This is a genomic window from Rhizobium acidisoli (assembly GCF_002531755.2).
Lineage (GTDB): Bacteria > Pseudomonadota > Alphaproteobacteria > Rhizobiales > Rhizobiaceae > Rhizobium > Rhizobium acidisoli.
In genome coordinates, this window is record NZ_CP034999.1 from 269,137 (window position 1) to 293,708 (window position 24,572).

At 59.1% G+C, this 24,572-nt stretch carries 20 protein-coding genes and 7 pseudogenes; 18 read left to right on the top strand and 9 right to left on the bottom strand.

The genetic code is table 11. The annotated features are described in order from the left end of the window. The first annotated feature begins 173 nt into the window (after positions 1-173). Positions 174-422, top strand: coding sequence for a hypothetical protein (locus CO657_RS23650; protein ID WP_054185686.1), 249 nt, complete (start codon positions 174-176; stop codon positions 420-422). Positions 423-508: 86 nt separating this feature from the next. Here the strand turns inward: CO657_RS23650 and rsgA are convergent. Further along, positions 509-1,530, bottom strand: a pseudogene (rsgA, locus tag CO657_RS23655) (ribosome small subunit-dependent GTPase A). An 84-nt stretch (positions 1,531-1,614) separates the two neighbouring features. After that, positions 1,615-1,884 (bottom strand): hypothetical protein, encoded by a 270-nt coding sequence (locus tag CO657_RS23660; protein ID WP_054185687.1) that lies wholly within the window; start codon positions 1,882-1,884, stop codon positions 1,615-1,617. A gap of 846 nt (positions 1,885-2,730) precedes the next feature. Here CO657_RS23660 and CO657_RS23665 point away from each other — a divergent pair. Then, positions 2,731-3,000: a DUF982 domain-containing protein gene (locus CO657_RS23665; protein ID WP_054185688.1), complete on the top strand. Its 270-nt coding sequence runs from the start codon at positions 2,731-2,733 to the stop codon at positions 2,998-3,000. A gap of 93 nt (positions 3,001-3,093) precedes the next feature. Here the strand turns inward: CO657_RS23665 and CO657_RS38100 are convergent, their stop codons facing one another. Further along, positions 3,094-3,528, bottom strand: coding sequence for a hypothetical protein (locus CO657_RS38100; protein ID WP_342585737.1), 435 nt, complete (start codon positions 3,526-3,528; stop codon positions 3,094-3,096). Positions 3,529-4,501: 973 nt separating this feature from the next. On the opposite strand from CO657_RS38100, the gene CO657_RS23680 reads away from it, so the two are divergent. The 7 genes and pseudogenes from CO657_RS23680 to CO657_RS23720 all read left to right on the top strand — a co-directional run bounded on the left by CO657_RS23680 (position 4,502) and on the right by CO657_RS23720 (position 10,743). Continuing rightward, the gene (locus tag CO657_RS23680) at positions 4,502-6,547 is read left to right on the top strand and encodes a PAS domain S-box protein (RefSeq protein ID WP_245293045.1); all 2,046 of its coding nucleotides are present in this window, start codon (positions 4,502-4,504) and stop codon (positions 6,545-6,547) included. After that, the gene (locus CO657_RS23685) at positions 6,490-6,798 is read left to right on the top strand and encodes a response regulator (RefSeq protein ID WP_245293053.1); all 309 of its coding nucleotides are present in this window, start codon (positions 6,490-6,492) and stop codon (positions 6,796-6,798) included. The genes CO657_RS23680 and CO657_RS23685 overlap by 58 nt, the downstream gene beginning before the upstream one ends. 1,461 nt (positions 6,799-8,259) lie before the next feature. Next, positions 8,260-8,559, top strand: coding sequence for a DUF982 domain-containing protein (locus CO657_RS23695; protein WP_054185723.1), 300 nt, complete (start codon positions 8,260-8,262; stop codon positions 8,557-8,559). A 949-nt stretch (positions 8,560-9,508) separates the two neighbouring features. Continuing rightward, on the top strand, positions 9,509-9,742 hold the full coding sequence (locus tag CO657_RS23705) for a hypothetical protein (protein ID WP_054185692.1): 234 nt from the start codon (positions 9,509-9,511) through the stop codon (positions 9,740-9,742). Positions 9,743-10,022: 280 nt separating this feature from the next. Beyond that, a complete protein-coding gene (locus CO657_RS23710; RefSeq protein ID WP_080771747.1) occupies positions 10,023-10,199 on the top strand; it encodes a DUF3606 domain-containing protein in 177 nt (58 codons plus the stop codon). Between the two features lie 2 nt (positions 10,200-10,201). Further along, positions 10,202-10,294 (top strand): annotated as a pseudogene (locus tag CO657_RS37450) (exodeoxyribonuclease III); the annotation flags it as partial. Between the two features lie 101 nt (positions 10,295-10,395). Next, a complete protein-coding gene (locus CO657_RS23720; protein WP_064842400.1) occupies positions 10,396-10,743 on the top strand; it encodes a hypothetical protein in 348 nt (115 codons plus the stop codon). A gap of 269 nt (positions 10,744-11,012) precedes the next feature. On the opposite strand, the gene CO657_RS23725 is transcribed toward CO657_RS23720, so the two are convergent. From CO657_RS23725 to CO657_RS23735, 3 genes and pseudogenes are all read right to left on the bottom strand, one after another. Further along, on the bottom strand, positions 11,013-11,486 hold the full coding sequence (locus CO657_RS23725) for a helix-turn-helix domain-containing protein (protein ID WP_054185694.1): 474 nt from the start codon (positions 11,484-11,486) through the stop codon (positions 11,013-11,015). A 505-nt stretch (positions 11,487-11,991) separates the two neighbouring features. Beyond that, positions 11,992-12,174 (bottom strand): annotated as a pseudogene (locus CO657_RS37455) (ATP dependent DNA ligase); the annotation flags it as partial. An 88-nt stretch (positions 12,175-12,262) separates the two neighbouring features. Further along, positions 12,263-12,463 (bottom strand): type II toxin-antitoxin system VapB family antitoxin, encoded by a 201-nt coding sequence (locus tag CO657_RS23735; protein ID WP_016736583.1) that lies wholly within the window; start codon positions 12,461-12,463, stop codon positions 12,263-12,265. Positions 12,464-12,754: 291 nt separating this feature from the next. Between CO657_RS23735 and CO657_RS23740 the strand changes: the two are divergent. Continuing rightward, a pseudogene (locus CO657_RS23740) lies at positions 12,755-13,614 on the top strand (IS5 family transposase). 17 nt (positions 13,615-13,631) lie between these two features. Here CO657_RS23740 and CO657_RS23745 read toward each other — a convergent pair. Further along, a pseudogene (locus CO657_RS23745) lies at positions 13,632-14,089 on the bottom strand (LbetaH domain-containing protein); the annotation flags it as partial. Between the two features lie 167 nt (positions 14,090-14,256). Between CO657_RS23745 and CO657_RS23750 the strand changes: the two are divergent. Next, entirely contained in the window at positions 14,257-15,642 is a 1,386-nt protein-coding gene (locus CO657_RS23750; protein ID WP_054185695.1) for an FAD/NAD(P)-binding protein, read from the top strand. 39 nt (positions 15,643-15,681) lie between these two features. On the opposite strand, the pseudogene CO657_RS23755 reads toward CO657_RS23750, so the two are convergent. Next, a pseudogene (locus CO657_RS23755) lies at positions 15,682-16,057 on the bottom strand (LLM class flavin-dependent oxidoreductase); the annotation flags it as partial. Between the two features lie 6 nt (positions 16,058-16,063). Here CO657_RS23755 and CO657_RS23760 point away from each other — a divergent pair. From CO657_RS23760 to CO657_RS23780, 5 genes and pseudogenes are all read left to right on the top strand, one after another. After that, positions 16,064-16,760 (top strand): annotated as a pseudogene (locus CO657_RS23760) (LLM class flavin-dependent oxidoreductase); the annotation flags it as partial. A 350-nt stretch (positions 16,761-17,110) separates the two neighbouring features. Further along, on the top strand, positions 17,111-18,736 hold the full coding sequence (locus CO657_RS23765) for an ABC transporter substrate-binding protein (protein ID WP_054185696.1): 1,626 nt from the start codon (positions 17,111-17,113) through the stop codon (positions 18,734-18,736). Continuing rightward, on the top strand, positions 18,714-19,667 hold the full coding sequence (locus CO657_RS23770; protein ID WP_054185697.1) for an ABC transporter permease: 954 nt from the start codon (positions 18,714-18,716) through the stop codon (positions 19,665-19,667). Before CO657_RS23765 ends, CO657_RS23770 begins: the two co-directional genes overlap by 23 nt. Next, on the top strand, positions 19,664-20,539 hold the full coding sequence (locus CO657_RS23775) for an ABC transporter permease (RefSeq protein WP_054185698.1): 876 nt from the start codon (positions 19,664-19,666) through the stop codon (positions 20,537-20,539). Before CO657_RS23770 ends, CO657_RS23775 begins: the two co-directional genes overlap by 4 nt. Then, positions 20,539-22,257 (top strand): dipeptide ABC transporter ATP-binding protein, encoded by a 1,719-nt coding sequence (locus tag CO657_RS23780; protein WP_054185699.1) that lies wholly within the window; start codon positions 20,539-20,541, stop codon positions 22,255-22,257. Before CO657_RS23775 ends, CO657_RS23780 begins: the two co-directional genes overlap by 1 nt. 218 nt (positions 22,258-22,475) lie before the next feature. Here CO657_RS23780 and CO657_RS23785 read toward each other — a convergent pair whose 3' ends face one another. Further along, the gene (locus CO657_RS23785) at positions 22,476-23,501 is read right to left on the bottom strand and encodes an isopenicillin N synthase family dioxygenase (protein ID WP_054185700.1); all 1,026 of its coding nucleotides are present in this window, start codon (positions 23,499-23,501) and stop codon (positions 22,476-22,478) included. Between the two features lie 540 nt (positions 23,502-24,041). Between CO657_RS23785 and CO657_RS36890 the strand changes: the two genes are divergently transcribed. Both CO657_RS36890 and CO657_RS23790 read left to right on the top strand, forming a co-directional pair. Beyond that, on the top strand, positions 24,042-24,185 hold the full coding sequence (locus CO657_RS36890; protein WP_156339803.1) for a hypothetical protein: 144 nt from the start codon (positions 24,042-24,044) through the stop codon (positions 24,183-24,185). A gap of 75 nt (positions 24,186-24,260) precedes the next feature. Further along, entirely contained in the window at positions 24,261-24,569 is a 309-nt protein-coding gene (locus tag CO657_RS23790; protein WP_245293050.1) for a hypothetical protein, read from the top strand. Positions 24,570-24,572: the final 3 nt, after the last annotated feature.

Consider the following 24,572-nt stretch of genomic DNA (forward strand, 5'->3'; position numbering starts at 1 on the left):
TGACAACGATTGCGTCCGAGTCTTTCTCGCAACACCTAAGCGGGAACTGGAATGTTGGACGGATTTGGCTGGATTAAAGCGATTCAGTTACGATACCCTTGGGACTGCGACGCGATTTGCGCGAGCGGGACAGCTAGAGACAGCACGTCCGCATCTCCTAAAGCAGGATCTTGATGAACGCGGATATGATAGCCGCCTGGGCGGTGGAAAATGGATTCCATGCGATGGCTTCCGGGAATTATCGTCGCCATGACAATGCAGGCGTGATCACGATCGAGATAAAGAGGATGTCATTCCTCCTCATCGATGAGAGGCAAGGATTGCAACCGCGCCTCATATCGCGATTGTTCAAAGACATGTCCCTCACAAGCGGGAGCGGCCGCTTGCAGGCTCTTCTTCGTGACCGCAATCCCAATCATTGAGCGCTGACGCTATCCCTCAGCCCAGCCAATTCAGGTGGCGGATCATGGCTGACGCCGATGAGCACCGTCGCAAACGTTCTACACTTTCAATTTTTCTTCTTGCGGACGATCTTGTTGCCGCGGGGTCCGCTCACGACCGGTGTTGGGTCGCGGTTTTCTGTAAGCAGGTTCCGCCAGCGTTCCAGGCGTTCGGCGACCAGAGCACCGCTTGCGACAGCGGCCTGGACCGCGCACCCAGGTTCATGGGCATGGGTGCAATCGCGAAAGCGGCAAAGCGGCGCCAGTTCAGTTATTTCAGCAAAGAGGGTGTCTATACCGTCGCCGACATCACTCAGGTGAAGCGTTCTTATTCCCGGCGTATCGATGACCCAGCCGCCGCCTGAATTGCATGCAGGGATCGCGCCGTGGTTGTGTGGCGGCCCTGCGCATCATATTCGCGGATGGTGCCTGTCTTTTGCTTTGCGTCGGATTCAGGCCCGGTCATGGTGTTCACCATCGTTGATTTTCCGACACCAGAAGATCCCACCAACGGGAGCGTCTGGCCAACGCCACACCAGGGCCTCAACAGGGAAACGGCGTCCGCGGACCGCCCATTCAAGGCAATGACACTCAGATCGCGCTGCAAAGCCTCGGCTTGCGTCTGGAATATGCCGGCATCTTCCGCGGTGTCAGCCTTCGTCAGCACAATCACCGGATTGCTCCCGGCCTGGTTGGTCATGATCAGGTAACGTTCCAGCCGAGCAAGATTAAAATCGGCATTGCACGAGGTCACGATCAACAGGGTGTCGATGTTGGCGGCAACAAGTTGCTGGCCACGCCCACCTTCCGGGCGTCGTTGAAAGACGCTTTTTCGGCCGAGACGTCTGATAAGCATGTCAGTCAGTGGATCGGCAAGAACCCAGTCGCCCACCGCGTAATCACCAGTACTGGTATTGGATGGAAATTCGAGTCCGACCGGCCCGGTGACATCGATTGCCTCGATGCGTGCCCGATGAACTGAAGCGATGCGTCGGGGGATCAAATCCGCTTCGCTGGGCTGGACTTGGTCCGCGAAGAATTCAGACCACCCAAGCAGTTCCAGAGCTGAAGAAAGTTGGGATCTGGTCAAATAATTTCAACGCTTACGGTGAGCGTTGCAATGACTTTCTGTTCGCCTTGCCGACGCTCGCTCATGATGGGCCGCCGCTCAAGATCAGTGATGGCGCTGGAGGGAACTACGGTCCTGGACCGAGAGATCGAAGAGCCGGAAATATGAGGCCGAGACCGATGCCCAGAACCCGATCGGGGCGAATATCATTTCCACCAGAAGGTTTGTCGCCGGCGTAGGAAGTTCCAGCCTGTTGATCGCCACCGGGTTCGTTTGCTGGGACGTCCGGTCCGCGGTATCAGCCTGCGAAATGATCTCGGTGGGCGTAAGGACGGCGGTCGGTATGGGGTGTCCAATGCTGGTTTCGTTTTCCATGTCGACTCCTGTTTTTGACGTGGCGGATACGAACGGTTCCGGGTGGCGGATGTTCCAGGTTCTTCCGCACTGCAGCATAATGCCTTAGCAAAGACGTTGAGGCGCGGACCCGGGGGCTTGCTTAAAGAAAACAGCACGCGCGGTCGCACCGGACCCGTCTAATTGCACCCGCGCCCATTCACAGGCACAATCTGCGCGACAGTCGCCGCGTGGATTGAGCGGTGACGTTCCGCGCCAGGAGGAAAGGGCAAGCCGCCAGCGCACGGCAATTACCTCGCATGTAATTGAGACGATGCGCGCGTCGAGCGATCCTCTGATCGTCAATCAAGGCCCGCCGCGGCTCAACGCGCAAGGAGAACCCAAATGACGAACTACTTGTTCTAAGCGACCGACGTCGATCGCACGTTAGAGATCTATGCGAACACGCTCTATTTGTCATTATACTATTTAAGTTATCGATCCTTCGTTAAAACGCTCTGTTTTGAACTGTGCGATTTAGGACAAAAGCCCGGCGCAGGTATAATAAACGTAACAACGTTTCTTGTTCTTTGATATTGAATATGAGGCCGCTCAACTGTTTGTTGCTATCACCCTGAGCATCTAGTTCTCCTGTATGTTGGGCGGCCGACTATTGGCTCTTAGGCTGGAGGACCTGCGTTAGCCACTCAAGCTCTGGAGAAAGCGTGGCGATGGCCGCTTGTCGGAAGAACCAGAAAGAACGAGCTCCTGAACATTATGAAGAACAGGACTTCGCGCATATGAAACCGATAGCAACCCTTCGGGTGATTATCCTATCAGATGCCTCGCATCGTTTTCCCAAGTTCCGCGTAGGAGGGAGCACCGAGAATGACACCAACTGCTCAATTTAATCGCGCCATCTGCGTTCAACGCGGTTATCTCATTGAAGACGTCAAAACCCTAGACGACGTACTAGAATACCTGGAAAGCTGGCCGCAAGAGCGGCGGGGACTGGCGTACGAGACCTTGTACAAAGCGTGTCGCGAAGCTGCCGCTGGAAGATTTCCGGTGAGCGCCGTTGCGGAGAATTTTCGTCGCTTCCTGAAAAAGGCCGATATGCTGGCCGAAACTCACCCAATTCGTGCGTTCACCAATTAGCTCACTGAGCGGCGATGGTCTCCTGCTCAGCGACTTCCCATTTTGCAAACGACTTCACCATCCCGTCGGACGCCTTCTCGGTCGCGACGCGGCTTATGGCCAGGACAGCGAGCCGACCTTCTTGGTATCTTCCGCATGTTTCTTTTCAGCGTCGCCCATGGCGGGGGAATGCGATTGAGCATGGACGAAAGTAGACGACAACAGGGTGGGAAGCGCGGCTGCGGCTGCGAAACCCGTCAACATCTTACGGCGGTTCATGGTATCTCCGGTCTGTTGAGCGGCCTTGATAACTTCAAGGCCGCCGCGAAGTTCCCGGTGACGTCCTTCAGCTAGGCAAGAACGTGCTCGATGCGCTCGACATGATGCTCCGGCACTGTTCGCCAGTTCCTCGGCAGCGGCGATTTCCGCCACCGTAAGTCCGGTCGCAATTGCAAGCTCCTCGAGGCTGTAGCCTCTGGAGATACGAGCAGCCCTGCGGCTTGCTACTGGGGTCGTATCTGACATGACAATCTGATCTATGTTTTTCATCTCCAAATTTGCGTGCAAGAAATGTCCTAAGGGGCGTTGAGTTCCATGGCGAGAGTTAGCCGCCCTTTTTGCTCTTCTCCTTGCGTAGTCGCGACATCTTCAGACCCTCCGTCGGCGCACGCTGGAGTATGCCATCTTCACTACTGAGGAGAATGACAGGATCCCTGACAGTGCAGTACCAAGTGCTTCAGGGTGGCGGTCATCGCGCGGATCGCCACCGTCTTGCGCTCGAGTTCCTCAATATGAGGAGAAGGTCAAAAGCCTCGTGCTTTCCGGATAGCCTCTCTCATGCTGAGTTCGACCTCGATATCTTCGATAAATCGGCGGGACTATTTCTGTAGCTTTCCAGCCTTGGAGTTATCGCACGCGGGAGAACTCGTCGCGCTGAAGCTCAATGAATAGGCGGCCGCGCAGCAGCGGTCGAAGTGGGAAGGGACCAAAGCTTGCCACTGCGCGGCCCGAACCCCTGCGGAAGGGGTGGATCGCGAAGAGCGCAAGGCATGCGCTACCCAACAATCCAAGCGCCTAACCACTGTCAGTGACGAGAGTTCCCGCAAGTCCTACCAATCGCGAGGTCGAATGATTTAGGTATGGTGGACCGCACGACCACTGCCATATGGGGCGCAGCGTACTGGATACTGATTTTCGTGCGGTCCGAGAGCGTAACAACGCCGAGGTGTCTGGGTTCCCCAAGGTCGGCGAGGGAGGAGGGCGGCTGGATTGTGGGTGGGGTGCGGGGGAGACTGGACAGCTGTGTCGCCGCAGATTTGGCGACGCTCGCTTATCTCGGGCAGATAACCTTGAGTAAGTTCCTAAGACGATGGCTTCAGTGGCCATACGATTGGGAGGGCCTCCGTCCCTAACTAGCTAAATCCCGTCCCAACGTTAAATCAGTTTCCAGGTGAATGATGCCAGCTGCTGGCCGCGCATCGCCGGGAACTGATCGTCTATAAGGATGTTCGGGGGAATTCAAATGACAGGCCCGAGGAAGCAAGTGCTGGATCATGGGCAGTTAGTCAAGCGCCAGAAAGTCCTCGCCGACTTCGGGGAATTTGCGCTTCGCTCCGACGATCTGGATGCAGTCCTGCGCGAGGCCTGTCGTCTGGTCAGCGACGCAGTCGAAACGCGCCGCGCCAAGGTACTGGAAATTCAGGAGGGTGGTCAAAAGCTGCGCGTGCGAGCGGCAGTTGGCTGGGAGCCTGACATCGTCGGTCTCGAATTGCACATGGAGGACCATTCGTCGGAGACCTATTCAATCCGTACCGGCGAGCCCGTCATCACTCAGGACATCACAAAGGAAGAGCGGTTCAAAACGCCCGATTTCATGCGAGCGGCCGGTGTCGCCGCGCTCGCCAACGTTCCGATCTTCTTACCGGGCAACCGCACTTTCGGTCTGCTTCAGGTCGACGACGTCGAGCCAAGGGATTTCTGTGAGGAAGACACACAATTCCTCAGAACCTACGCCACGATCCTCGGTCCGGTGATCGACAGGCTCCACAAGATGCAGGCCCTTCAATCGACGACGGAACGCTTCGCTCTCGTCGTTGAGAATGCCCGCGACTATGCCATCTTCGTCGCGGACCCGCAGGATCGGATCGTCGACTGGCATAAGGGTGCTGAGAAAGTCTTCGGGTGGACGGCTAAGGAAGCCGCCGGAATGTCTTGCAGCGAACTCTTCACTCCCGAAGATCGGGCGAAGGGCGAGGATCGCAAGGAAATCGAGACGGCCAGACGCGAAGGTTCGGCTCCCGACGTGCGATGGCACGTGCGCAAGGATGGCTCGCAGGTTTTCGTTGACGGCTCGACCGTATGCCTGCGAAACCCGGACGGCTCGGTAAGAGGGTTCCTCAAGATCGGTCAGGATGTCACCGAGAAACATCGAACCGAACAGCGGCTTTCGGAAAGCGAAGCCTTGCAGCGATCGCTCATAGCGGGTGTTCCGCAACTGGTCTGGCGGGCGCGATCCGTTGGCCTTCGCATCTGGTCAAGCCCGCAGTGGGAACGGTTTACAGGACAACATAATCAAGACAGCCTTGGGATGGGTTGGCTGGCGGCCGTCCATCCCGACGATCGCGATCTGGTGACGGCGGCCTGGGAGGACGCGGAAGCCAAGGGTGGGCTCGATTGCGAATATCGTATCCGTCGCGCTTCGGATGGGGAATATATCTGGCACCACAGCCGCTCGCTTCCAGGAAGTGGCTTAGGGTTCGAGTGGCTCGGGACCTGTACTGATGTGCAGCAACTGAAGGAACTTCAGACCAGTCAGGAGGTCATGCTGGCGGAGCTACAGCACCGAACCCGCAACATCGTTGCGGTCATACGGTCGCTGTCGCTCAAGACGATCGAGTCAAGCCTGACGTTGGAAGACTTCGCCGAGGCTTTCAGTCACAGGCTTGCCGCTGTTGCTAGAGTCCAAAGTCTTCTCTCGCATCTGGGCGAATATGAACGGCTTACGCTCGATGATCGGCTTGAGGCGGAATTGGCCGCGCATGTCAGCGACAGGGAAAAGATAACGCTCGATGGACCGCCGGGCATCCGATTGCGGTCACGGGCGATCCAGACATTCGCCCTGGCGCTCCACGAACTGGCAACCAACGCTGTCAAATACGGAGCGCTGGCATCGGAGCAAGGCCGTCTTACGATCCGATGGCGTCTCGAGCATGGATCTGACGGCCGATCGCCAGCCTTGCTCCTGGAGTGGGTGGAAACCGGGGTTGAAAACATGCCGAGCGACGACGCGCCGGCGCAGGGCTCTGGCTATGGGCGGGAGCTCATCGAGCGCGCTCTCCCGTATCAACTCAAAGCTAAGACCACCTATGAAATGGGCGCCGGCGGCATCCGCTGCACAATTCTCGCTCCCATAGCTTTCGACCTCGGAAGGAATAGTCCACGATTACTGTTGAGACCCTTGCTGGCCTGGCCATTCTCGTTGTTGAGGACGATTATTTCATCGCCGACGAACTGGCGAGCTCGCTTTCACGTGCCGGTGCGCAGGTGGTTGGGCCGGTCGGCGCCTTGAGTGACGCGCTTGCACTTCTCGACGAAACGGATCACCTGGACTTTGTTATACTTGACCTGAATCTCGATGGAGAGTCGGCTATCCCGATCGCAGACGCGCTGGCGGCTCGGAACGCACCCTTTGCATTCGTCACCGGTTACGGTTCCAGTGGAATCCCTCCGCGATTTAAGACGGTAAAGCGCCTCGACAAGCCCGTGGAGATAGCGCGGGTGGTTAGTTTGATAAAGAAGGGAACGGGATCTTCGACTTAATCGCTCTATTGAACGACGAACGGAACGCTCGCCGCATGTTGCTCCGGGCCGCCCTCATCAAAATACCGCCGCCGAAGCGGGCAGCGCTGCTAGTGAGGCTCACATGCCGATCCACAACAGCGGGCGACTGAGCGGGGCTTCGTGACAAGATTGAAGCCGTTAGGCTGCAGGGGCGCCAGGCAGTGTAATTGGAAGCATCTCCACTACCGCAAAGACGTTGAGGCGAGTTCGGACGCCCAGCTTTGCGAAATCGCAATTCGGCGTGATCAACAAGGTAGGTCGAAAGCGGTCGCTAGTGGCACCCAGGCCCGCGAAAGCTGGCGAGCCTGCGTTTGTCCCTGGAGCACCTTTGCTACTACCGACCAGACTGGATGACTTCAGCAAGCATTGGCCGCGCCTGATTGTGCGGAACTATTGGGAGTCGGATTGCCGGTGCCACTTCCCGCTGCGCGCTGGCAGTCGTTCGGATCACCACCTGACGCGCCAGAGTTGCTGCTGCTATCCGTTGGATTGCCGGCGTCAGCTCCAGACCCGGTGGAATTGCTACCAACGCTGCTGCCATTCATATTGCTGCCGCCCGTCGCATTGGTGCCCGATGCGCCGCCATTGGTACTGGACGCACCGCTGCCGGACGATGCGCCGCCGCTGGAGCTTCCTGAGCCGCCAGAGCCTCCGGAGGATTGAGCCATGGCAGATGTCGCAAGAGCAAGAGCGAGTGCTGACGTCGCAAGGATCTTGAAAGTCATGAGTTCACCTTTGTGGGTTGATTGTCTTTGCGAGGCCTAAACCTCAGGCATCCACGAGAGTTCCTAATTGCATGTTCCCATCGCTACCGTGTCCGGCACCGTACCAAAACGAATAGAAGCGGGTTCAAGTCCGAGCTACTCGTCGTGGACGTCATAAATCCGGCGCGCCTGAGCCAGGCCCCCGTCGGATGTCGAGCCTTGATTTCAGCAGAGGCGCCACGACACAGATGTGGAGGTGGAGCAGCCATCGGGGCTGCGACCGCACGACGGGCGGACGCGGCTCGTTCCATATTCAATCCCAAAGCGGCATCAGCTCGGCTGTTGAACCGGCGCACGCGCATGCGGCGCCATGACACTCTCTTGGTGCTGAAGACGGTCGACGAGGTTGCCCTTCCTTCGCCCCCCTCCAAAACCTTCAGCGCATTGATGTTTTCACAGGAAGCAGCTTTGTTGCCACCGAGAGAGGGCCGAGTGCCTCCATTGTTTTCTGTCTATGGGATGGTTTGGTTCTGACGTGCTGAAAGCGCATGGCACTGGGCGGATCAGTGCCAGGGAGAGGACGAGCTATTTTGCAATTCCTCTTGAATTCGAAAAAGCCAAAAACCAAATCGGATGCCGTCGACTGTTCAGCGCAGGCGACGTTCGAACGCAAAGACATCAAACGGCGCCATCGCGATGGCGCCCATCAACATCGCGGCTAGGGAAGGAGAGAATGATGAAGCCCGATATGTTCAGACAGCCTGTTTCGGTTCTTGTTGGTCTTGGATTTCCCGTTGAGGTCCGCAGCGTGATGGACGCCTACCGGCATCTCGCCGAATGGCCGGCGTCGTTGCGGGATAGTGCGTATTCCATCGCTCTCAAGGCTTGCGGTGCCGCGCTCCGCGGCGAGATCGAGCCGGAGACGGCACGCGGCCTGTACGCTGCGTTCGCTGAAAAACACGATTTGCTGGTGCCGGAAGACCAGGTCATTGCTGTCTCTCGGATGTCGCGGGACAGGGATCCTCAGCTGTACTGAGATACAGCCGATGATGGCGACAGCTTGAGCCACGGCCAACGATCGAGTTGGCGCCTCCGGCCCCGCGACCGCCGTTGTTCGGCGACTGTCGTCTTCCCGGCTTCGTTGGGCGAGCTGCCAAGCCCACTGGTTCCATGGTCTCCGGGGCAAGGTTCGCGTTGAGGGCGCTTACTTCTCGAGCGACATCGCGCCCTGTTGTGCCACGCCCCGGTAAGAGGGCTTAGTGTCGCGCTCCTGCCGCGCCGCCTCGTGTCGCCGCACCTGGATAGTGGCTCGCCCTCATGCCGCTCCTTGCAGGTCGGATCTGCGCAAAGGCGGCGATTGACCCAGACGGAAAGCTACGAGATCACATGCTCAATGCGCTCGAGGTGGTACTGAGGCACGATCTGAAGGGGTCCCTCGGCCGCTGCGATTTCCTCGACCGTAAGTCCGCTGGCGACGGCTAGGTCCTCAAGACTGTAACCCTCGCAATCCTGGCTTCGCGGCTGCGGAGGTGTTGTCGGCGGTAGCGAATTGATCCATTTCAAACTCCAAATCACATTGATGAAGCGGCTGAGGGGGCGATCTGTCCCCGACGGGCTGGCTCCTTCGTGGTGTCGCTGGTTAGCGGTTAGCCGCCAACGCCGAGCCGCTTGGTTTTCTCTTCGCAGACGACGCTCTTCTTGCCTGGCGGCGCTTCCATGATGCCTGTTGCCCAAACGGTGATGCGCATGCGGCCGGATCTGAAGACGAAGCGGCGTTCAGTGGTCTGCTTGCCTGCCGTATAACCTGCACGAAAACATGCCGTGCCGCCGACCGATTGACCCGCTCACGGAAAGACTGCGGCTGCGACCACCACCTGTGGCGTCCTTTGAGTGAGGAACGACCGCCGTCAGGATCCCGAAGAGTTGGAGACTGAGGTCTTGTTGTAGATCGCTCCTCCGCTATGTCGATAGCTGGAGGATGTCACATGCCAACGCACGACGAACACTTCCGCATGCTTTCGGAAGCGGTACAGGCTTGGTACCGCTATTACGAGGTCGAACCCGACGACCAGGCGTCGCAAACCTTGTGCTCGGCCGCCATCGAGTTCTTCAACGAAGGCGTGACATCGTTAGAGGATGTCACAACGTTGCTCATCGGCACTTATGTCGGCAGGTGGGCGACGCGCGTAAACGCGCCGACGTCGGCCGCCGTTCACTGAGCTGCCGGGTCGACGGGATAACCGATTTCGTCCTGCACCTTGCTGATCGACAGCTTCCCGCCCAGCGGAGAGACGTGCTCAGCAGCTTCGATTTCGTTATCGTCCTTGAGAAGCCAGCAACTACCAGTCGGCCGGAGCGACACCGCGGAGGTCTTTGCGGTGCAGGATCGAGGTCAGCCGGTTGCGGCACCTGCGACGAATGTCTTGCACCGCACGAATTGGCCGGAACATCTTGAATCCGCGTTCGTTTTTAGATGGTCGAAACACAGGAGGCTCTATCATGGCTACTACATCACGTGGACGAAATCAGGACCGGGCGCGCGTCGCCGCCGGTCAGAAGCATGAAGTCGCATACGAGGCGAAAAAGGAAAACGTTTCGAAGGATACGGTCAAGAAGGCGGTCAAGTCTGCCGGTAACAGCCGCAAAAAAGTCGAGGCCGAGATTGATCGCCACTGACGGTGATCGCCAGTTACAACGTGAACGGCGTCAATGGCCGTCTCGAAGTCCTGCTTCGGTGGATTGGGGAGACCGCGCGGGACGTCTGCCTGCTGCCATGGTGTTCACGTTCTTGGCCAGTTCGGCAATTTATCATTTCTCTTCATAGATTGAAAGCAAGTTGCAGCTAAGGTCGCATTCTCGTATGGAGGGTAAAATGCTGAGATTTGTCGGCCTTTCTTTTATGTTTGGGGCTGTCGCCTTCTTAGTCCTCGAGCTGATGCGGTTGCATTGGGGCGATGACTCGATGTTCACAGAGCCTTACCTCGGTTTCTGGTTCCTTTTCGGTGAACTGATCGGCGGGATCGGTGTTCAAACGATCTTTGGATTGTTGATCGGGGGAGCACTTTTTGTCATTTCTCGAACGCCTGACAAAGTTAGGCGGAGCCTCATCACATCGACGATAACCACGACGATTGTCACATCGCTGATGTTGATCGGAGTTTACGGCCATCGAACAGAACGCACAGTCGTCGAGGCTATTAGCCTCAGAGGTGCCTTGTAGACTTTACGCTCAACCGTTTCTCACGCCGACAACCTAAGTCCAATTGTCTGCATCACACAGCCTAGAACGTTCACCCATAGCAAGAGTCGAACCAGCCCTATCGTCATAACAACCCATCAATAAATGACTATACAGATATCGTGTCGGCTGTATCCACAGACGGACCGCTACCAATCGAACCTACCCAGCCACGGCTGAGCCACTGAAGTTCCACAAATACCTCTTACGCCACCGACAGATCAAGCCGCCTGAGTGGCCCTCTCGGATGCTTACTTCTGTTCTTCCATCTCTTCATCGACAATCGAGCTGACGAGGGCAACGACGCGGCTACGCACACGCGGGGAAAGGAGCAAAACGTCGTCTATCAGACGCCGTCCCTCCGCCGTAGAAATGTAGGCAATCTTCTCATCGATCTCTGTTATGATTTGCTGGCCCTGAGTGGTTTCGGGATCTGGAAGGCCTTCGAAAAACCTCGAAACAGGGATCTTGAGGCAATTGGCAAGCTCGTAGAGCATCGAAGCGCTGACGCGGTTCTTACCGCTTTCATATTTTTGTACCTGCTGCAAACTGACCCCGATGCCGGCGCCGAGATCCCCTAGGGATACATTCGACTGCATTCGGCGCATACGGATTTGCTGTCCGACATGCCGATCAACTGGATGCACCAACTCGCGCGCTACATTCGACTGTTCGGCTTGCGCAGGCCTCGAAGTCCGGACCTGTGCTGCTGCATAGCGCTTCATGGTGGACACCCCGATGGAGAGTTTCACGCGGTGCGCCCCCGCTGAAAACTCGCTAAACCCACTGATCGGGGAGTTGGAAACCGTACAAGACGGTCCTGTGGCCTTTAGTTCCGAGGAACCTGGACATACGCCACAGGCTCCTCGACCGAAGGTCAAGGAGTGTGGTGCCGAATCGGCCGACACCAACCGCTTGTAGGGGTTTCCACACCCCAAGGCAGCGCGTACTGCCTCGCTGCGAAACCTAGTTGAAATCCGCCCGCCGCGCAACCGAATGCTTCACAAGATTCAATGGCTTCGCTCTTCCAGCGCTGCGCGAAGAGCCTCGGCGCTTTTGAATACGCCAAGTGGCGCTGTGTGAGCCGCGGCCGAACGATTGGCGTCAGCCGCAGGCTAACGATCTGTTCTGGGGCCGTACGCAATGGCCGGAAGGGTCGTCGGAACCTTTTCGCTGCGGGGTGATCTGGTTGAAGTCGGCGTATTTCACCTTAGGCGCCACCTCCGCTCGTTAGGATGGATGGCGAAGTTTCCCATCAGCTGTCCAGGAAACTCGCTCTCGGCGACCAGGGTCGGCTCGACTAGCGGCACTTCAGGAATAGGGCGGGGGCGGCTGCTTTCGCTTGCAGCGCAGCTTGTCCAGCATCTTCCGCAATCGGATGGCCTCGGCTTCCTTGAAGCCCGTTGATGCAGATCGACCGAACCTCGACGCTGTGTGCTCTCGCATCACACAATCTTGGCATGCCGGAAATGATCGATCCAGATGGAAGTGTCGGCAAGTATCACTTGGCAGCTGCGCTCCGGCGGCGTGGGGCTGCCTCCGCATCCGGCATAGTTCCGCCAAGCGCGATGAGACGTTTTCCCGACTCCACACGAACAAGCGTCTCCAACGCTTGGCGGACCAGAGTGGCGGTTTCTTTCGTGCCCGTCAGAGACCTAGCCCTTTCCATGAGGGTGTCGTCGAGATTGATAGTCGATCGCATCGTCTGGCTTCCTAATTGTGGTGTTACGGATAGCACCATTTGGTGATAAAATCTACGCCTGATCTTTACTCCAATACGTCGGCCGTCGGATGTGCAAATCCAGCGGCGTGATATTTGCTGCAGGCGCGCGGGTTACTGTCCCATCGACTGCACGATTGTGGAATGGCGGGGTCGTTGGTTCAGCTCCCATCAAGGCGGCCATTATTTCTCTGTGAGAGCCCGATTTAAAAAAAGTTCAGCGATAACGGGCAGTTGTGATTCCCTATTGGTACTAAATCAAATGGGGTTTCGATGAGTTGGACTGCTATCGCTCGCCATGAGCATAGCCGAGACGTGCTTCGTTTTCCAAATGATTTGAAGGACCGGGAATGGGCGTTGATGAAACCGCTGATCCCGCCAGCGCGTCGTGGCGGGCGGCATCGGACGACGAATATGCGCTCGGTCGTGGAGGCGATCCTCTATATCGCCTCGAGCGGCTGCCAATGGCGCATGCTGCCGGGCGATTTTCCGCCGGTTTCGACAGTGCGCGATTATTTTTATGCTTGGCGTGCAATCGGACTGTGGCAGAGTATCAACCAGCTTCTGGTGATGGCGACGCGGGAACTCGAGGGACGGGAGGCGCAACCCACTTCAGGGATCATCGACAGCCAAAGCGTCAAGACCACGGAAAGTTGCGGAATGTCCGGCTATGATGCGGGCAAGGCCGCGACAAGCTGCGTTTGCGCTGAGACAAAGGCCGCAAGTGTCACATTGTCACCGATACGCTTGGATTTCTGGTCTTCGTGCTCATCCATGCTGCCGACATACAGGATCGCGACGGCGCTCCCTATGTCCTCAAGGCGATCCGCCGCCGCTTTCCCTGGCTGCGCCACATCTTTGCCGATGGCGGCTACGCCGGCAGCAAGTTGAGGCAAGCAATGCGCCGCCATGGTGACTGGACGATCGAAATCGTCAAGCGTTCGGATCAAGCCAAAGGCTTCGTCGTCCTGCCTAAGCGATGGGTGGTGGAAAGGACTTTCGCCGGGTTTGGACGCCGCCGCCGTCTCGCCAAGGACTGGGAGAAATCGATCGAAAGCGCAACCGCATGGGGGCGAATCGCTTCAATCCGAATGCTCACAAGGCGCATCGCAAGGTGTTGGATATACGAATGAACTTTTGAATCAGGCTCTTAGATCGTGTACTCCGGTTCAGACAAGGTTTGGTCCATCGTGATGCCGGGAAGGTTGAAGTGGCGCTTGCCCACCTGCCTCGCCGGAATGCCGGCGACGGATGTATAGGCGGTAACGGCATTGACGACCACGCTGCCAGCACCGACCTTGGCGCCGACGCCGATTTCGATGTTGCCAAGGATCTTGGCTCCCGCTCCAATCAGAGCGCCGCGCCGCACCTTGGGGTGCCGGTCGCCGGTCTCCTTACCCGTTCCTCCCAATGTGGCATTCTGGAGTATGGATACGTCGTCTTCGACAACCGCCGTCTCGCCGATAACCAAGCCGCTCCCATGATCGAGCATGATGCTCCTGCCCATCTTTGCGGCGGGATGAATGTCGACACCGAAAACTTCAGAAATACGCTCTGGATGTGGCGCGCCAAATGGAGGCGGTCGTGATGCCAAAGCCAGTGGGCGACGGCTGTCACCTGTGCTCCGCCAGGCGCCAAGCCACGCCGTCATCATTTCACGTCGAATAGGGCTTGCGTTCCGGATTTCATTTTCTATTATTTTAGTAGAGAATTATGCGGCCGATCGGAGCTGGCGGATACAGGGCCGGGCGATCCAACGCAGAAGGAGCCGATGAATGACTCTTCTCTCGTCACGTTCTTCGAATTCGGAGAACAGGAATGCCGACCATCTCGCAAGGATTGCGATTATCGGTCGGGGTTTTACCGGGATCATGACCGCGATCGCTCTTTTCAAGAGAGTTGATCGGCCCTTCCATCTGGTGATGTTCGACCCGCGCGCAAAGATCGATATTAGCGATGGCATCAGCCAGCCGGCGTCGACGGTGCTGACCAGCCGCGTTCGCGACCTTTCCCTTGATCCCGAGCTGCCGGCCGATTTTCGCCGGTGGTTGGAAACGGACGACACATGGCGCGATCGCCTGACCTCGGATCCCGCCGGTCTCGAACACGCCTTCGTGCCCGGAGATATCTTCAGCACCTATGTGTATAAACGCTTCTCCGAAGCCCTGACGCATCGGCCCGATGTCATTGTCCAGTTTGGCTCGGATGCCGTGACGGCGATCGACAGGCATCCCGGCGGGGGATATTCGGTTTTCCTTGGGCCTGAGCAGCGAACCCGCTTCGATGCCGTCTTTCTCGCGACCGGTTACGGCCTGCGGGAAACGTCGGACGCAGCCCCTGCCGGCGGAGCGCAAAATGCTGTCGTGATCGGCGGCGGCATCCACGCGGTCGACAGGGCGCTCGCATTGCTGGCAGACGCCAAGATTTCGCATGTCACCTTGATTTCGGAATCGGGTTTCCTGCCGCAGTCGCATGCACCTGCCGCCGTCGGAGCTGTTCTCACCGACCATCCCATGCCGGGCACGCTGCGCGGCGCCTTCCGCTTCCTGCGTGAGGCTGCGAACAAGGCCGATCTGGAAGGTACAGGATGGCAAGGCATCATGAACGGCTTTCGTTCACGCGCGCGCGATCTCTGGGCGGGACTGACGCCGCAAGAGCGGGCACGGTTCAAACGCCACGTGAAGGCCATTTACGACAGCCATCGCAACCGCTTGCCGCCTGAGCACTATCAGCGCCTTCATCATGCGATCGCCAGCGGCGCGATTACCGTGAGGAAGGGAAAAGTAGATCGTGTCGCCACGAACGGCGTGCTGTTTTCGGCCCCGGCCGGGCTCGAGGTCCTTCCCGCGGATCTGACGATAGACTGCCGCTTCCGACCGTCCGGCACCGATAGCCCGCTGGTCCGCTCGCTGATCGTTGCGGGTCTTGCAACGCGGGACGAACTCGAAATCGGTATCGTCGTGGACGAAAGCGGGCGGACAAAGTCGGCCGCCTTGCATGGGCTGTTCGCAATGGGGCCGCTTGGTCTCGGCAGCCTCCCGGATATCGATCTGGTGCCTCAGATCGTGTCGCAAAGCCATGCGGCTGCGTCATTGCTCAATGGCTGGATTGGTGAGGCGGCCAAAGCCCGCGACGTCGTCAATGTCTTTGACGACGTGTAAGAGTGACCTGCTTCATCCAGAGCTGGGAACGGCCTGCCGTCAGGCCGTTCGCGATGCCTGGCTGACCGTCGGCGGCGCCAGCGGCGGCAGTTCCAGATTGGAACGGAAATCTTCTCCGACATAGTCGGTATCGATCAGTTGACGGCGCCGCAGTTCCGGAAGCAATCCATTCATCGGGATTGCCTAGGCCGTGCAGCGACAAGACATCGAGAACGCCTGACTTGACGCGCTCCTCGATCGCATCTGCCAACTGCTCCGGCGTGCCGGCAATCGACCAGTGGCCGGTCTCCTGCGCCTGAATGATCAGTTCGCGCAGCGTCAGTCCCTGGCGCGCATAGCGACGGAAAATTTCCACTCTTCTGCGCCTGCGGTTGATGCTGGTCACCTCCGGCAGCAATGTATCTGGCAGCGGCCTGTGCTTGCCGCCAGCCATGCCGACCTGATCTATTCCTGCCACGGCTCGCTCGAAGCCGGGCAGGCCTTTTATGCCGATGTGAAACGTCGTCTGACGAAATACGGCCGAAGCCCGGATGCGCTGAAGATCCTGCCCGGCGCCAATTTCGTGATCGGCGACACGCAGGCGGATGCCCAGGAGAATGAGAGCAATCCGTCTTCAGCAGGTCAGCCCGAGGAATGCGATCGTCTTTCTGGAGCAGGTCTGGAACCGGGATCTTTCGAACTATGATCCGGACGGACCTTTGCCGGATATCGAGCCGGATATTTCCGAGACGCGGCTGGCACAAGGGCGCGCCAACAATCAGGACGTCGCCAGCAGGCTGGAAACGGCGCGTGTGTGGCGCGAGCTGGCCGAGAGAGACAAGCTCAGTATTCGCCAGTTGATCATTCGCGTCACCGGCCGGCAGCATTTCGTGGGTACGCCGGACGAGATCGCTACGGAGATCAACCACTATGTGCAGGCGGACGCTGCCGACGGATTTGTCTTCGCACCGCACCTGACCCCCGGCGGCTTCGACGAATTCGTCGAACGGGTCGTGCCGATCCTCCAGGAAAGAGGCGTCTACCGGACCGACTACGTCGAGGCCACGCTGCGTTCCAACCTCGGGCTGCCGGATCGGCTTGCGCAATATTCGACGCCGAATCTTGCCGCCGCCGTTTAAGCCTTCGCCCTTGTCTCACGTTCCAGCGGGCGCCAATGAGCAAGCAAGGACGCATGCACCGACGAGGTGATGACTGGGACGATTTCGATCGCCGCTCAAACCGACGGCCTTCGTTTCACATTTTGACGACGGCGAAGGACGCAACCCGTCATGTCGGTAAAGAGGCCGCTTTTCCAAAGCTCCCTGACAAGATTCTTGCGGAACGGATTTTTTCATCCGCGGGCGCAAACGAACCAGAATGCCTTTAGTCTATAAATTTAATAGACAATATATGCTGACGCGCTGATTGTTCGCCGACATATGAATGGACATCGAGCGGAGCTGAAGCATCACCAATTCTGGGATCAGAGATGACGGTAAAGCCTTTCAAGACATTCCCGAGACGAAATCCCATCGCTGTTGCGTTGGCATTTTCCCTTGTCGCATTTACAGGCACGCAGGCGTCTGCGGCCGAGAGCGCAAAGCCGGTGGAAGGCGGCACGCTAACCGTTGGGCTCGCCACCGACACGGCGATCATCGATCCTTCGATAACAGGCAGCTCGATTACCGCCGTCATCACCCGAAACCTGGTCGATTCCCTCGTCGGGCAAGCCGAGGACAATAGTTTCGTGCCGTGGCTGGCCGAACGCTGGGAGATCAACAGCGACAACAGCGTCTATACGTTTCATCTCAAACAGGGCGTGACCTTCAGCGACGGCACGCCGCTCGATGCCGCCGCGGTCAAGTATAATTTCGACCGGATCCTGGATCCGAAGACGACGTCGAGCTACGCAAAATCGCTGCTCGGCCCGATCGACAAGATCGAGGCGGTCGATACCGGCACGGTCGTCATCCACTATAAAAAGTCCTTCGCGCCGCTGCTTCAGGGGCTGAGCCTGCCCTATCTTGGGATCCAGTCGCCGACCTATTTGCAGAAGGCGACGAGCACGACCAATACGGTTGTCGGCTCCGGTCCTTATATTCTCGAAAGCTTCGTCAAGGGCAGCGGCAGCAAGCTTACGCGCCGCGCCGATTACAATTGGGGGCCGGGTTATGCCAAGCATGCCGGCCCGGCCCATTTCAATGGGATCGACTTCAAATATCTGCCGGAATCATCGGTTCGCCTCGGCGCCCTGGCAAGCGGCCAGGTTCAGGCGATCGACGAAGTTCCGCCCGCCAATTACCGCTCCGTGCAGGGCGATGAGAAGCTTCAGGTCGTGACCAGGGAGAATCCCGGCGTCAACAATTCCTATTTCCTGAACACGTCCAAGGAGCCCTTCCAGGACACCAAGGTCCGTCAGGCGTTCCAGAGCGCCGTGAACGGCGCGGCGGCGGTGAAGGCGGCCTATCTCGGCACGCTCAAGCCGGCCGATAACATTCTCGGGCCGTCGACGCTCTATTACGATAGCGGCGTGGCGAGCAAATGGGGCTTCGATCTCGCCAAGGCGAACGAGCTGCTCGACGAGGCCGGTTGGACGAAGAAGGATGCCGACGGATTTCGCACGAAGGACGGCCGTCGCCTCACCGTGCATTATGTCTATGACAGCGCCTCTGTCGGCGCATCGAATGTGACCCTTGCGCAGGCGGTGCAATATCAGGTCCGTCAGGCCGGGTTCGAATTCCAGCTCGATCCGGTCGACGCCGGTGGTTACACCGCCCGGGCCAACAGCAATGATTATGATCTGGTTTCCTTCTTCTATGTCCGGGCGGAACCGGACATACTGCGCACCGTGTTCCATTCGGCCTATGTGCCGCCGAACGGATCCGACTACGTTCGCGTCACCAGCCTCGATGAGAAACTGAGCAAGGCCATCGGCGCGAGCGATGCGGAACGGAAGCAGCTCTATGGCGAGATCCAGTCTGAGATCGTCGGGCAGGCCTATGCAGTGCCGCTCTTTGTGGCAGCATACCAGCTCGGGGCGTCGAAGAAGCTACACGGCATCAGCTGGGCAACAAACGCAAAGCCGCTTTTCTATGATGCCTGGCTCGAGCCGTAATGTGATCCGCGCCGTGCTGAAGCGGCTCGGTGTCGTCGTCGCGGTGCTCTGGGGCGCCGCAACGATTGCCTTTGCCGCCGTACAGCTCATTCCCGGCGATCCCGTATCGGTGCTGTCAGGCGGCGAGAACGTCGTCGATGCGACTGAGCGCGCCGTGCTGACGCAACAATATGGATTGGATCAGCCGCTCTACGTGCAATACGCACGTTATGTGCTCAGCGCCCTGACCGGCGACTTCGGTGAAAGCTACCAATATCGCCAGCCGGTTACGGAGCTCGTCTACGAGGCGGCCGGACCGACATTGCAGCTCGCCGGCAGTGCGATTTTCATCGCCTTGATCCTGGCGTTGAGCATTGCTTTGGCCACCGCCGGCCGGCGCAGGGGGATCGCCGTTGCCGTCTCGGGGATCGAGCTGGTCCTCCTCAGTACGCCCGTCTACTGGATCGGCATCGTGCTGCTGTCGGTCTTCAGTTTCCGGCTGCAATGGTTTCCGGTGACGGGCAATGCCGGCTTTTCCGCACTGGTCCTGCCGGCCATCGCGCTCAGCCTGCCGCTGGCGGCACTGCTGACCCAGGTGCTGCGGGATGGTCTGGAGGAAGCCCTGCTCCAGCCCTTTTCGCTGACGGTCCGCACCCGTGGCGTCGGTGAGACGGCTCTCCGGCTGCGGCACGGCCTGCGCCATGCAGCGCTTGCCGCCTCGACTTTGACGGGAACACTGTTTGCAAGCACCCTCGGCGGTTCGATCCTCACCGAAACCGTCTTCGGCCGCTCCGGTATCGGGCAGATTACCCTTCAGGCCATCAAGACCCGCGACATGCCGCTCGTCCTCGGGCTGGTGATGCTGTCCGCCTTCGTCTTCGTCATGATCAACCTTCTGGTTGATGCCCTCTATCTGCTGATCGATCCGCGCCTGCGAAGGAGTGCAGCATGAGCAGTACGGAATTGTTCGATACGGTGCTGCGCGGCCGCACGGCTGCGGGTTCCCGTCGCAGGCATCCGTGGCTCGCGCCGGGGCTGCTGCTGCCGCTTGCCGCGGTCGTCGTCCTCGCCTTCGCCGTCTGGGTGCCGCAATGGTTTACAGCATTCGATCCGGACGCGATCGATACCAATGCCATCTTGGAAGCGCCAAGCGGCAGTCACTGGTTTGGAACCGATGAACTGGGACGCGATCTCTTTTCCCGCATCGTCTACGGAACATCGCAGTCGCTGACGATCGGCATCGGCGCCACGCTGATCGCCTGTTTCGGCGGCGTCATTCTGGGGACGGCGGCGGCCCTGTCGCCGAAGCCGATAAGCCGGCTTCTGGTGCGCGTCATCGACATTCTTCTGGCCTTTCCGGAAATACTGCTGGCGCTGCTGGTGATTGCCGTGCTCGGGCGCGGCCCCCTCAACACCCTGCTGGCCGTCGGCCTCTCCTCCATCGCCGGTTACGCCCGCCTGATCCGCTCGCAAGTCTTGCAGGTCAAACTCTCCGGCTATGTCGAGCATGCCGTGGCGCTTGGTGAACATCCCTGGACGATCACTATCCAGCATATCGTGCCGAACGCCGTTCGGCCGCTGGTCATCCTCGCGACGATCGGCGTCGGCGCCTCGGTGCTCACCGCCTCGGCCTTGAGTTTTCTCGGCCTCGGCGTCGTACCGCCCGCCGCCGAATGGGGAGCGCTCCTGGCGAACGGCCGCAATTTAATCGACATTGCTCCCTGGACAAGTCTGCTGCCGGCCACCGTGGTCGCGGTTTCGGTGATTTCGATCACTCTTGTCGCCAGGCGATTGCAGACGCTTCTGGCCCGGGGGGACGCGTGATGAACATACGACCCGGTCCGCGTCCGCCTGTCCTCGCCTCGCCCAGCCCAGTGCTCCTCGAGATCGACGGGCTGCATGTCGCTTTCGACACGCCACAGGGCGTTATCGAGGCCGTTTCGGATCTTTCCCTGCAGATCGCGCCGGGCGAGATTTTCGCTCTTGTCGGCGAGTCCGGATCAGGCAAGTCGGTGACGGCGCGCACGCTGGTTGGCCTTGCCGGTCCACATGCGCATGTCCAGGCCCGCAAGATGGTGCTGGCGGCACATGACGGCCGGCCGCTGGATCTGCTGCGGCAGTCGCAGAGGACTTGGCGGGAGATCCGTGGGCGGGAGATCGGTTTCGTGCTGCAAGATGCCCTGGTTTCCCTCGACCCGTTGCGCCTGGTCGGGCGCGAGGTCGCCGAGCCGTTGCTCGCGCATCGGCTCGCGGCACGATCGCAGGTGGCAGCGCGCGTCGGCGAATTGCTGACCCGCGTCGGTATCGCCGATCCGGAGATCCGCGCCGCCCAGTATCCACATGAGCTTTCCGGAGGGCTGAGGCAACGGGCCCTCATTGCATCAGCGCTTGCGGCGGAGCCGCGTTTGCTGATCGCCGACGAGCCGACCACGGCGCTGGACGCGACCGTACAGCAACAGGTGCTATCGGTCTTCAAGGGTCTTGCCAACGCCGGCTTCGGCGTTCTTCTCATCACCCATGATCTCGCCGTTGCGGCGCAATTGGCCGATCGTGTGGCGGTCATGCAAAATGGCCGTCTCGTTGAATCAGGCCCGGCGCAAGACGTCCTCTCCGCCCCACAGCACGCCTATACTCGCCGTCTTCTCGCCGCAGTCCCGACCGGCGCCACGCGCGGCCGGCGCTTGAGCGCACCAGACGCTGCGCCAGCCTATAACCGCGCGCCGGTGGATGGAGAGCCGCTCCTGGAGATCCGAAACGTCTCCGTCAGCTTCCGGCGTCCCGATGGTAGCCTGCTGGAAGCGGTGAGCGACGTATCGCTGCAGATCGGCCGTGGAGAAACGCTGGGCATTGTCGGTGAATCCGGCTCCGGCAAGACGACGCTCGGCAAGATTGCGCTAGCGCTGCGGAGGCCGGATAGCGGTGACGTGCTCTTCGACGGGCGCCCCTGGAGTGCGCTGACAGAAGCCGCCCGCCGACCGGTGCGAGCCGGCCTCCAGACGATCAGCCAGGATCCGTTGAGCTCATTCGATCCGCGTTTTACGGTCGAGCGCATCATAGAGCAGCCGTTACGGCTGCGCGGCGACTTTGATAAAGCCGCCCGCCGGCGGAAGGTGGTAGAGCTCAGCGAGATGGTAGGCCTCGGCCCGGAGTTGCTCGTCCGCCGTCCTTCAGCACTTTCCGGTGGGCAGCGCCAACGCGTCTCGATTGCGCAGGCCCTGGCAGCAGAACCGAAGCTTTTGATCTGCGACGAGCCGGTTTCTGCGCTGGATGTGACGACGCAGGCACAGGTTTTGGATCTGCTGGCGGATCTTCAGCAGCGGCTGGCGCTTTCGATGGTGTTCATCTCGCATGATCTGGGTGTCGTCCAGCATATGAGCCACCGGATCGCCGTCATGAAGGCTGGGGAGATCGTCGAAAGCGGATCGGTGGAGCAGGTGTTCGACCATCCTCGGCATTCCTACACGCGATCGCTCATCGCGTCGGTCCCGAATTTGGCGGCCGATCAGACGCAATTCTGGTCGAGTTCCCGAGCCGCTCCTTAAACCAAAGGCTACTGCATAATTCTTCAGTTCGCAGATAGCGTCGGCCCGATATCGTGGTGGACGACGATATTCCTGCCAAAGGGATTGAGAGCGACGAGGCCGAACATGGCCGCGAGCAGGATCATGGTTATGATCGAAGACATATTCAGCTTCAAGGGCGGCCCCCGCGCCAGATGTGTTAATGCCAGCGTCCTTTGGTGAGCGCCGGTGGTCGACGTCTATGTTGCCTGCGCGTCCAAAAGGTCCGCGTGATGTTCCTGCGCCACATCGGGATGCGAACGCAGGCGCGACTTCAGTACGTTGCGCCCCACCTCGCGGAACAAGGGATTGAGAGGATCCTGTGTCACGCCCCGCACCTCGGCAAGAAGCGCCGGCGGCAAATCGAGAACAGGAATGGTGGCGGCCAGGTTGGCGCCGAGGAAGAACGGGATTGATAGCCTGTCGCCGCCGGCCGGCGGGGTGACGACGCGGTGGATATTGGCTTTGAGGTAGCCGTTGGAGGCGAGTTCCAGCAACTCTCCGACGTTGACGACGAAGGTGCCTGGGATTGGCGGCGCGTCGATCCAGCCGCCTTCGCCGTCATCCACCTGCAGGCCGCCAATCACATCCTGCAACAGGATGGTGACGAAGCCGCCATCCTTATGTGCGCCGACGCCCTGGTCGCTCTCAGTCTGATCGCGACCGGGATAACGCACGATCTTCAGAAGCTGGTTCGGACCATTGGCGTAGATCGGCGCAAAGATATCCGGGCTCTGGCCGAGCGCCTCGGAAAATGCCTGGATAACCTTCAGGCCGACGGCCGTCACCTCTTCGATCCATTCGAGCACGGCCGCACGCATTTGCGGGAGCGCTGAGGGAAATTGGTTTGGGCCGAACAGCCGCTTCCATGGAGGATCGCCCGGGCCAATCTCCAGCCTCTGGCGCTCGGGACCAAAATCGACCTGCTCGCGCCAATCCTGCTTGCCGCGCGTATATTCGAAGCCGGCCCTGTTATAGCCGCGGAAATGCGGCGACTTTCGCATCTCGATTTCGAGCTTCTGTTCTTCCGGCAGCGAGAAGAAGCGGCGTGCGAGTCCGGTCAGATCGTCGATCCGTCGCTGCGGAATACCATGTCCGGTGAGATAGAAAAATCCGAGCGTCCGGCTGACGTCACGAAGCTCCGCCAGCGCTTGTTCTCGTTCCGGATGAGCGGATTCAAAACGCCCGAGGTCGAGTATCGGAAGCGTCCTCGCTGCAGCGGTCACGGCATTATCCTTCCTGCTGGAAATGGCGTCGAGCCTGTGCCGGAAACTGCACGTTCGACTGTTACAATGTCCCAAGCTGCAGGACGATATTCAAAGAGAGCTGATGCGATAAATTAGCGATCCGGGAAAACGCATTTTATTTTTCCAGCAAATTTGTAGATTATTCGCCTGTCGCCGGTCACGCCGCAATCTTTCCGCACCGAGGGATGGCGGCACGTCGGCGGCGTGAGGCTGGCCCGCCGCCGGCGACCGCTGCTGGTCGGAGCCCACAGCTTTCGCCATCTGGCTGTCTGGAGAAGGATAGTTTTCCGCGATGTGTCCCGATCATAAATTGCCATTTCTTTAATCCAGTAATTTTGTAGACAATACTATTTCAACGAAAGGAAGACCGATGCTCGTTCTCAAACTCGTTGGAATAGCAGGTCGTTTCAATCGCCTGTCCAAGACATTGCCGCCGACGGACGAAGAAAGATCAGCCAGGGAATACGAGCTTTCCTTTTGGAGAGCTGCGACCGGCTTTTGGTATTGAGGCAGCGATCCATGGCCCTCGTCTATGACCATGAGCGCTGCCTTTCCCGCCACCGGGAGATCGCTTGGCTTTCATCGGTATGTTCCGGCCTTCATATCCTGGCGGCCATAGGTTCATTTGCCTTCGTCTTCGCCCTGGTGATCGGATTGATATGATTGAGACCTGCACGGGACGGCGAGATAGGGGCCGATACCGCGTGAAGGCGGCGCTTCCTCCATACGGTGGGCGACATGGCCGATAGCGATATCGAAGACGCGCTGGTTGCTGATGCTCCTCGCGAAGCGACGCCACGGGACCGCCGCCGCGAGATGGTCGACAAGATCGTTCTGACGCTGGGCGAATTTATCAACGATCTCGACACACGGGATGAGCGCTGGCGGGCCTCGGTAGGCCAGTTGGTCGCCATACTGCAGACCATGTCGGATAGCATTGCGTCGGCCGACGACAAGACCTTCACCGCCATCATGAGGGAGGCTGCGCTGTTGATGCGAACCCTGAAGGAACGGCAAGCCTATTTTAGCAAGTTTACTATCCACTGACAT

What these genes read in the sequence shown, in the direction of transcription:
- CO657_RS23725 (WP_054185694.1), bottom strand. Translation starts at nt 11,486, where the DNA reads ATGAAGCGCTATGCAGCAGCACAGGTCCGGACTTCGAGGCCTGCGCAA.
- CO657_RS23720 (WP_064842400.1), top strand. Translation starts at nt 10,396, where the DNA reads ATGCTGAGATTTGTCGGCCTTTCTTTTATGTTTGGGGCTGTCGCCTTC.
- CO657_RS23770 (WP_054185697.1), top strand. Translation starts at nt 18,714, where the DNA reads ATGATGCCTGGCTCGAGCCGTAATGTGATCCGCGCCGTGCTGAAGCGG.
- CO657_RS23790 (WP_245293050.1), top strand. Translation starts at nt 24,261, where the DNA reads ATGGCCGATAGCGATATCGAAGACGCGCTGGTTGCTGATGCTCCTCGC.
- CO657_RS23705 (WP_054185692.1), top strand. Translation starts at nt 9,509, where the DNA reads ATGCCAACGCACGACGAACACTTCCGCATGCTTTCGGAAGCGGTACAG.
- CO657_RS23750 (WP_054185695.1), top strand. Translation starts at nt 14,257, where the DNA reads ATGACTCTTCTCTCGTCACGTTCTTCGAATTCGGAGAACAGGAATGCC.
- CO657_RS23660 (WP_054185687.1), bottom strand. Translation starts at nt 1,884, where the DNA reads ATGGAAAACGAAACCAGCATTGGACACCCCATACCGACCGCCGTCCTT.
- CO657_RS23680 (WP_245293045.1), top strand. Translation starts at nt 4,502, where the DNA reads ATGACAGGCCCGAGGAAGCAAGTGCTGGATCATGGGCAGTTAGTCAAG.
- CO657_RS23780 (WP_054185699.1), top strand. Translation starts at nt 20,539, where the DNA reads ATGAACATACGACCCGGTCCGCGTCCGCCTGTCCTCGCCTCGCCCAGC.
- CO657_RS23775 (WP_054185698.1), top strand. Translation starts at nt 19,664, where the DNA reads ATGAGCAGTACGGAATTGTTCGATACGGTGCTGCGCGGCCGCACGGCT.
- CO657_RS36890 (WP_156339803.1), top strand. Translation starts at nt 24,042, where the DNA reads ATGGCCCTCGTCTATGACCATGAGCGCTGCCTTTCCCGCCACCGGGAG.
- CO657_RS23735 (WP_016736583.1), bottom strand. Translation starts at nt 12,463, where the DNA reads ATGCGATCGACTATCAATCTCGACGACACCCTCATGGAAAGGGCTAGG.
- CO657_RS23650 (WP_054185686.1), top strand. Translation starts at nt 174, where the DNA reads ATGAACGCGGATATGATAGCCGCCTGGGCGGTGGAAAATGGATTCCAT.
- CO657_RS23710 (WP_080771747.1), top strand. Translation starts at nt 10,023, where the DNA reads ATGGCTACTACATCACGTGGACGAAATCAGGACCGGGCGCGCGTCGCC.
- CO657_RS23765 (WP_054185696.1), top strand. Translation starts at nt 17,111, where the DNA reads ATGACGGTAAAGCCTTTCAAGACATTCCCGAGACGAAATCCCATCGCT.
- CO657_RS38100 (WP_342585737.1), bottom strand. Translation starts at nt 3,528, where the DNA reads ATGAAAAACATAGATCAGATTGTCATGTCAGATACGACCCCAGTAGCA.
- CO657_RS23695 (WP_054185723.1), top strand. Translation starts at nt 8,260, where the DNA reads ATGAAGCCCGATATGTTCAGACAGCCTGTTTCGGTTCTTGTTGGTCTT.
- CO657_RS23665 (WP_054185688.1), top strand. Translation starts at nt 2,731, where the DNA reads ATGACACCAACTGCTCAATTTAATCGCGCCATCTGCGTTCAACGCGGT.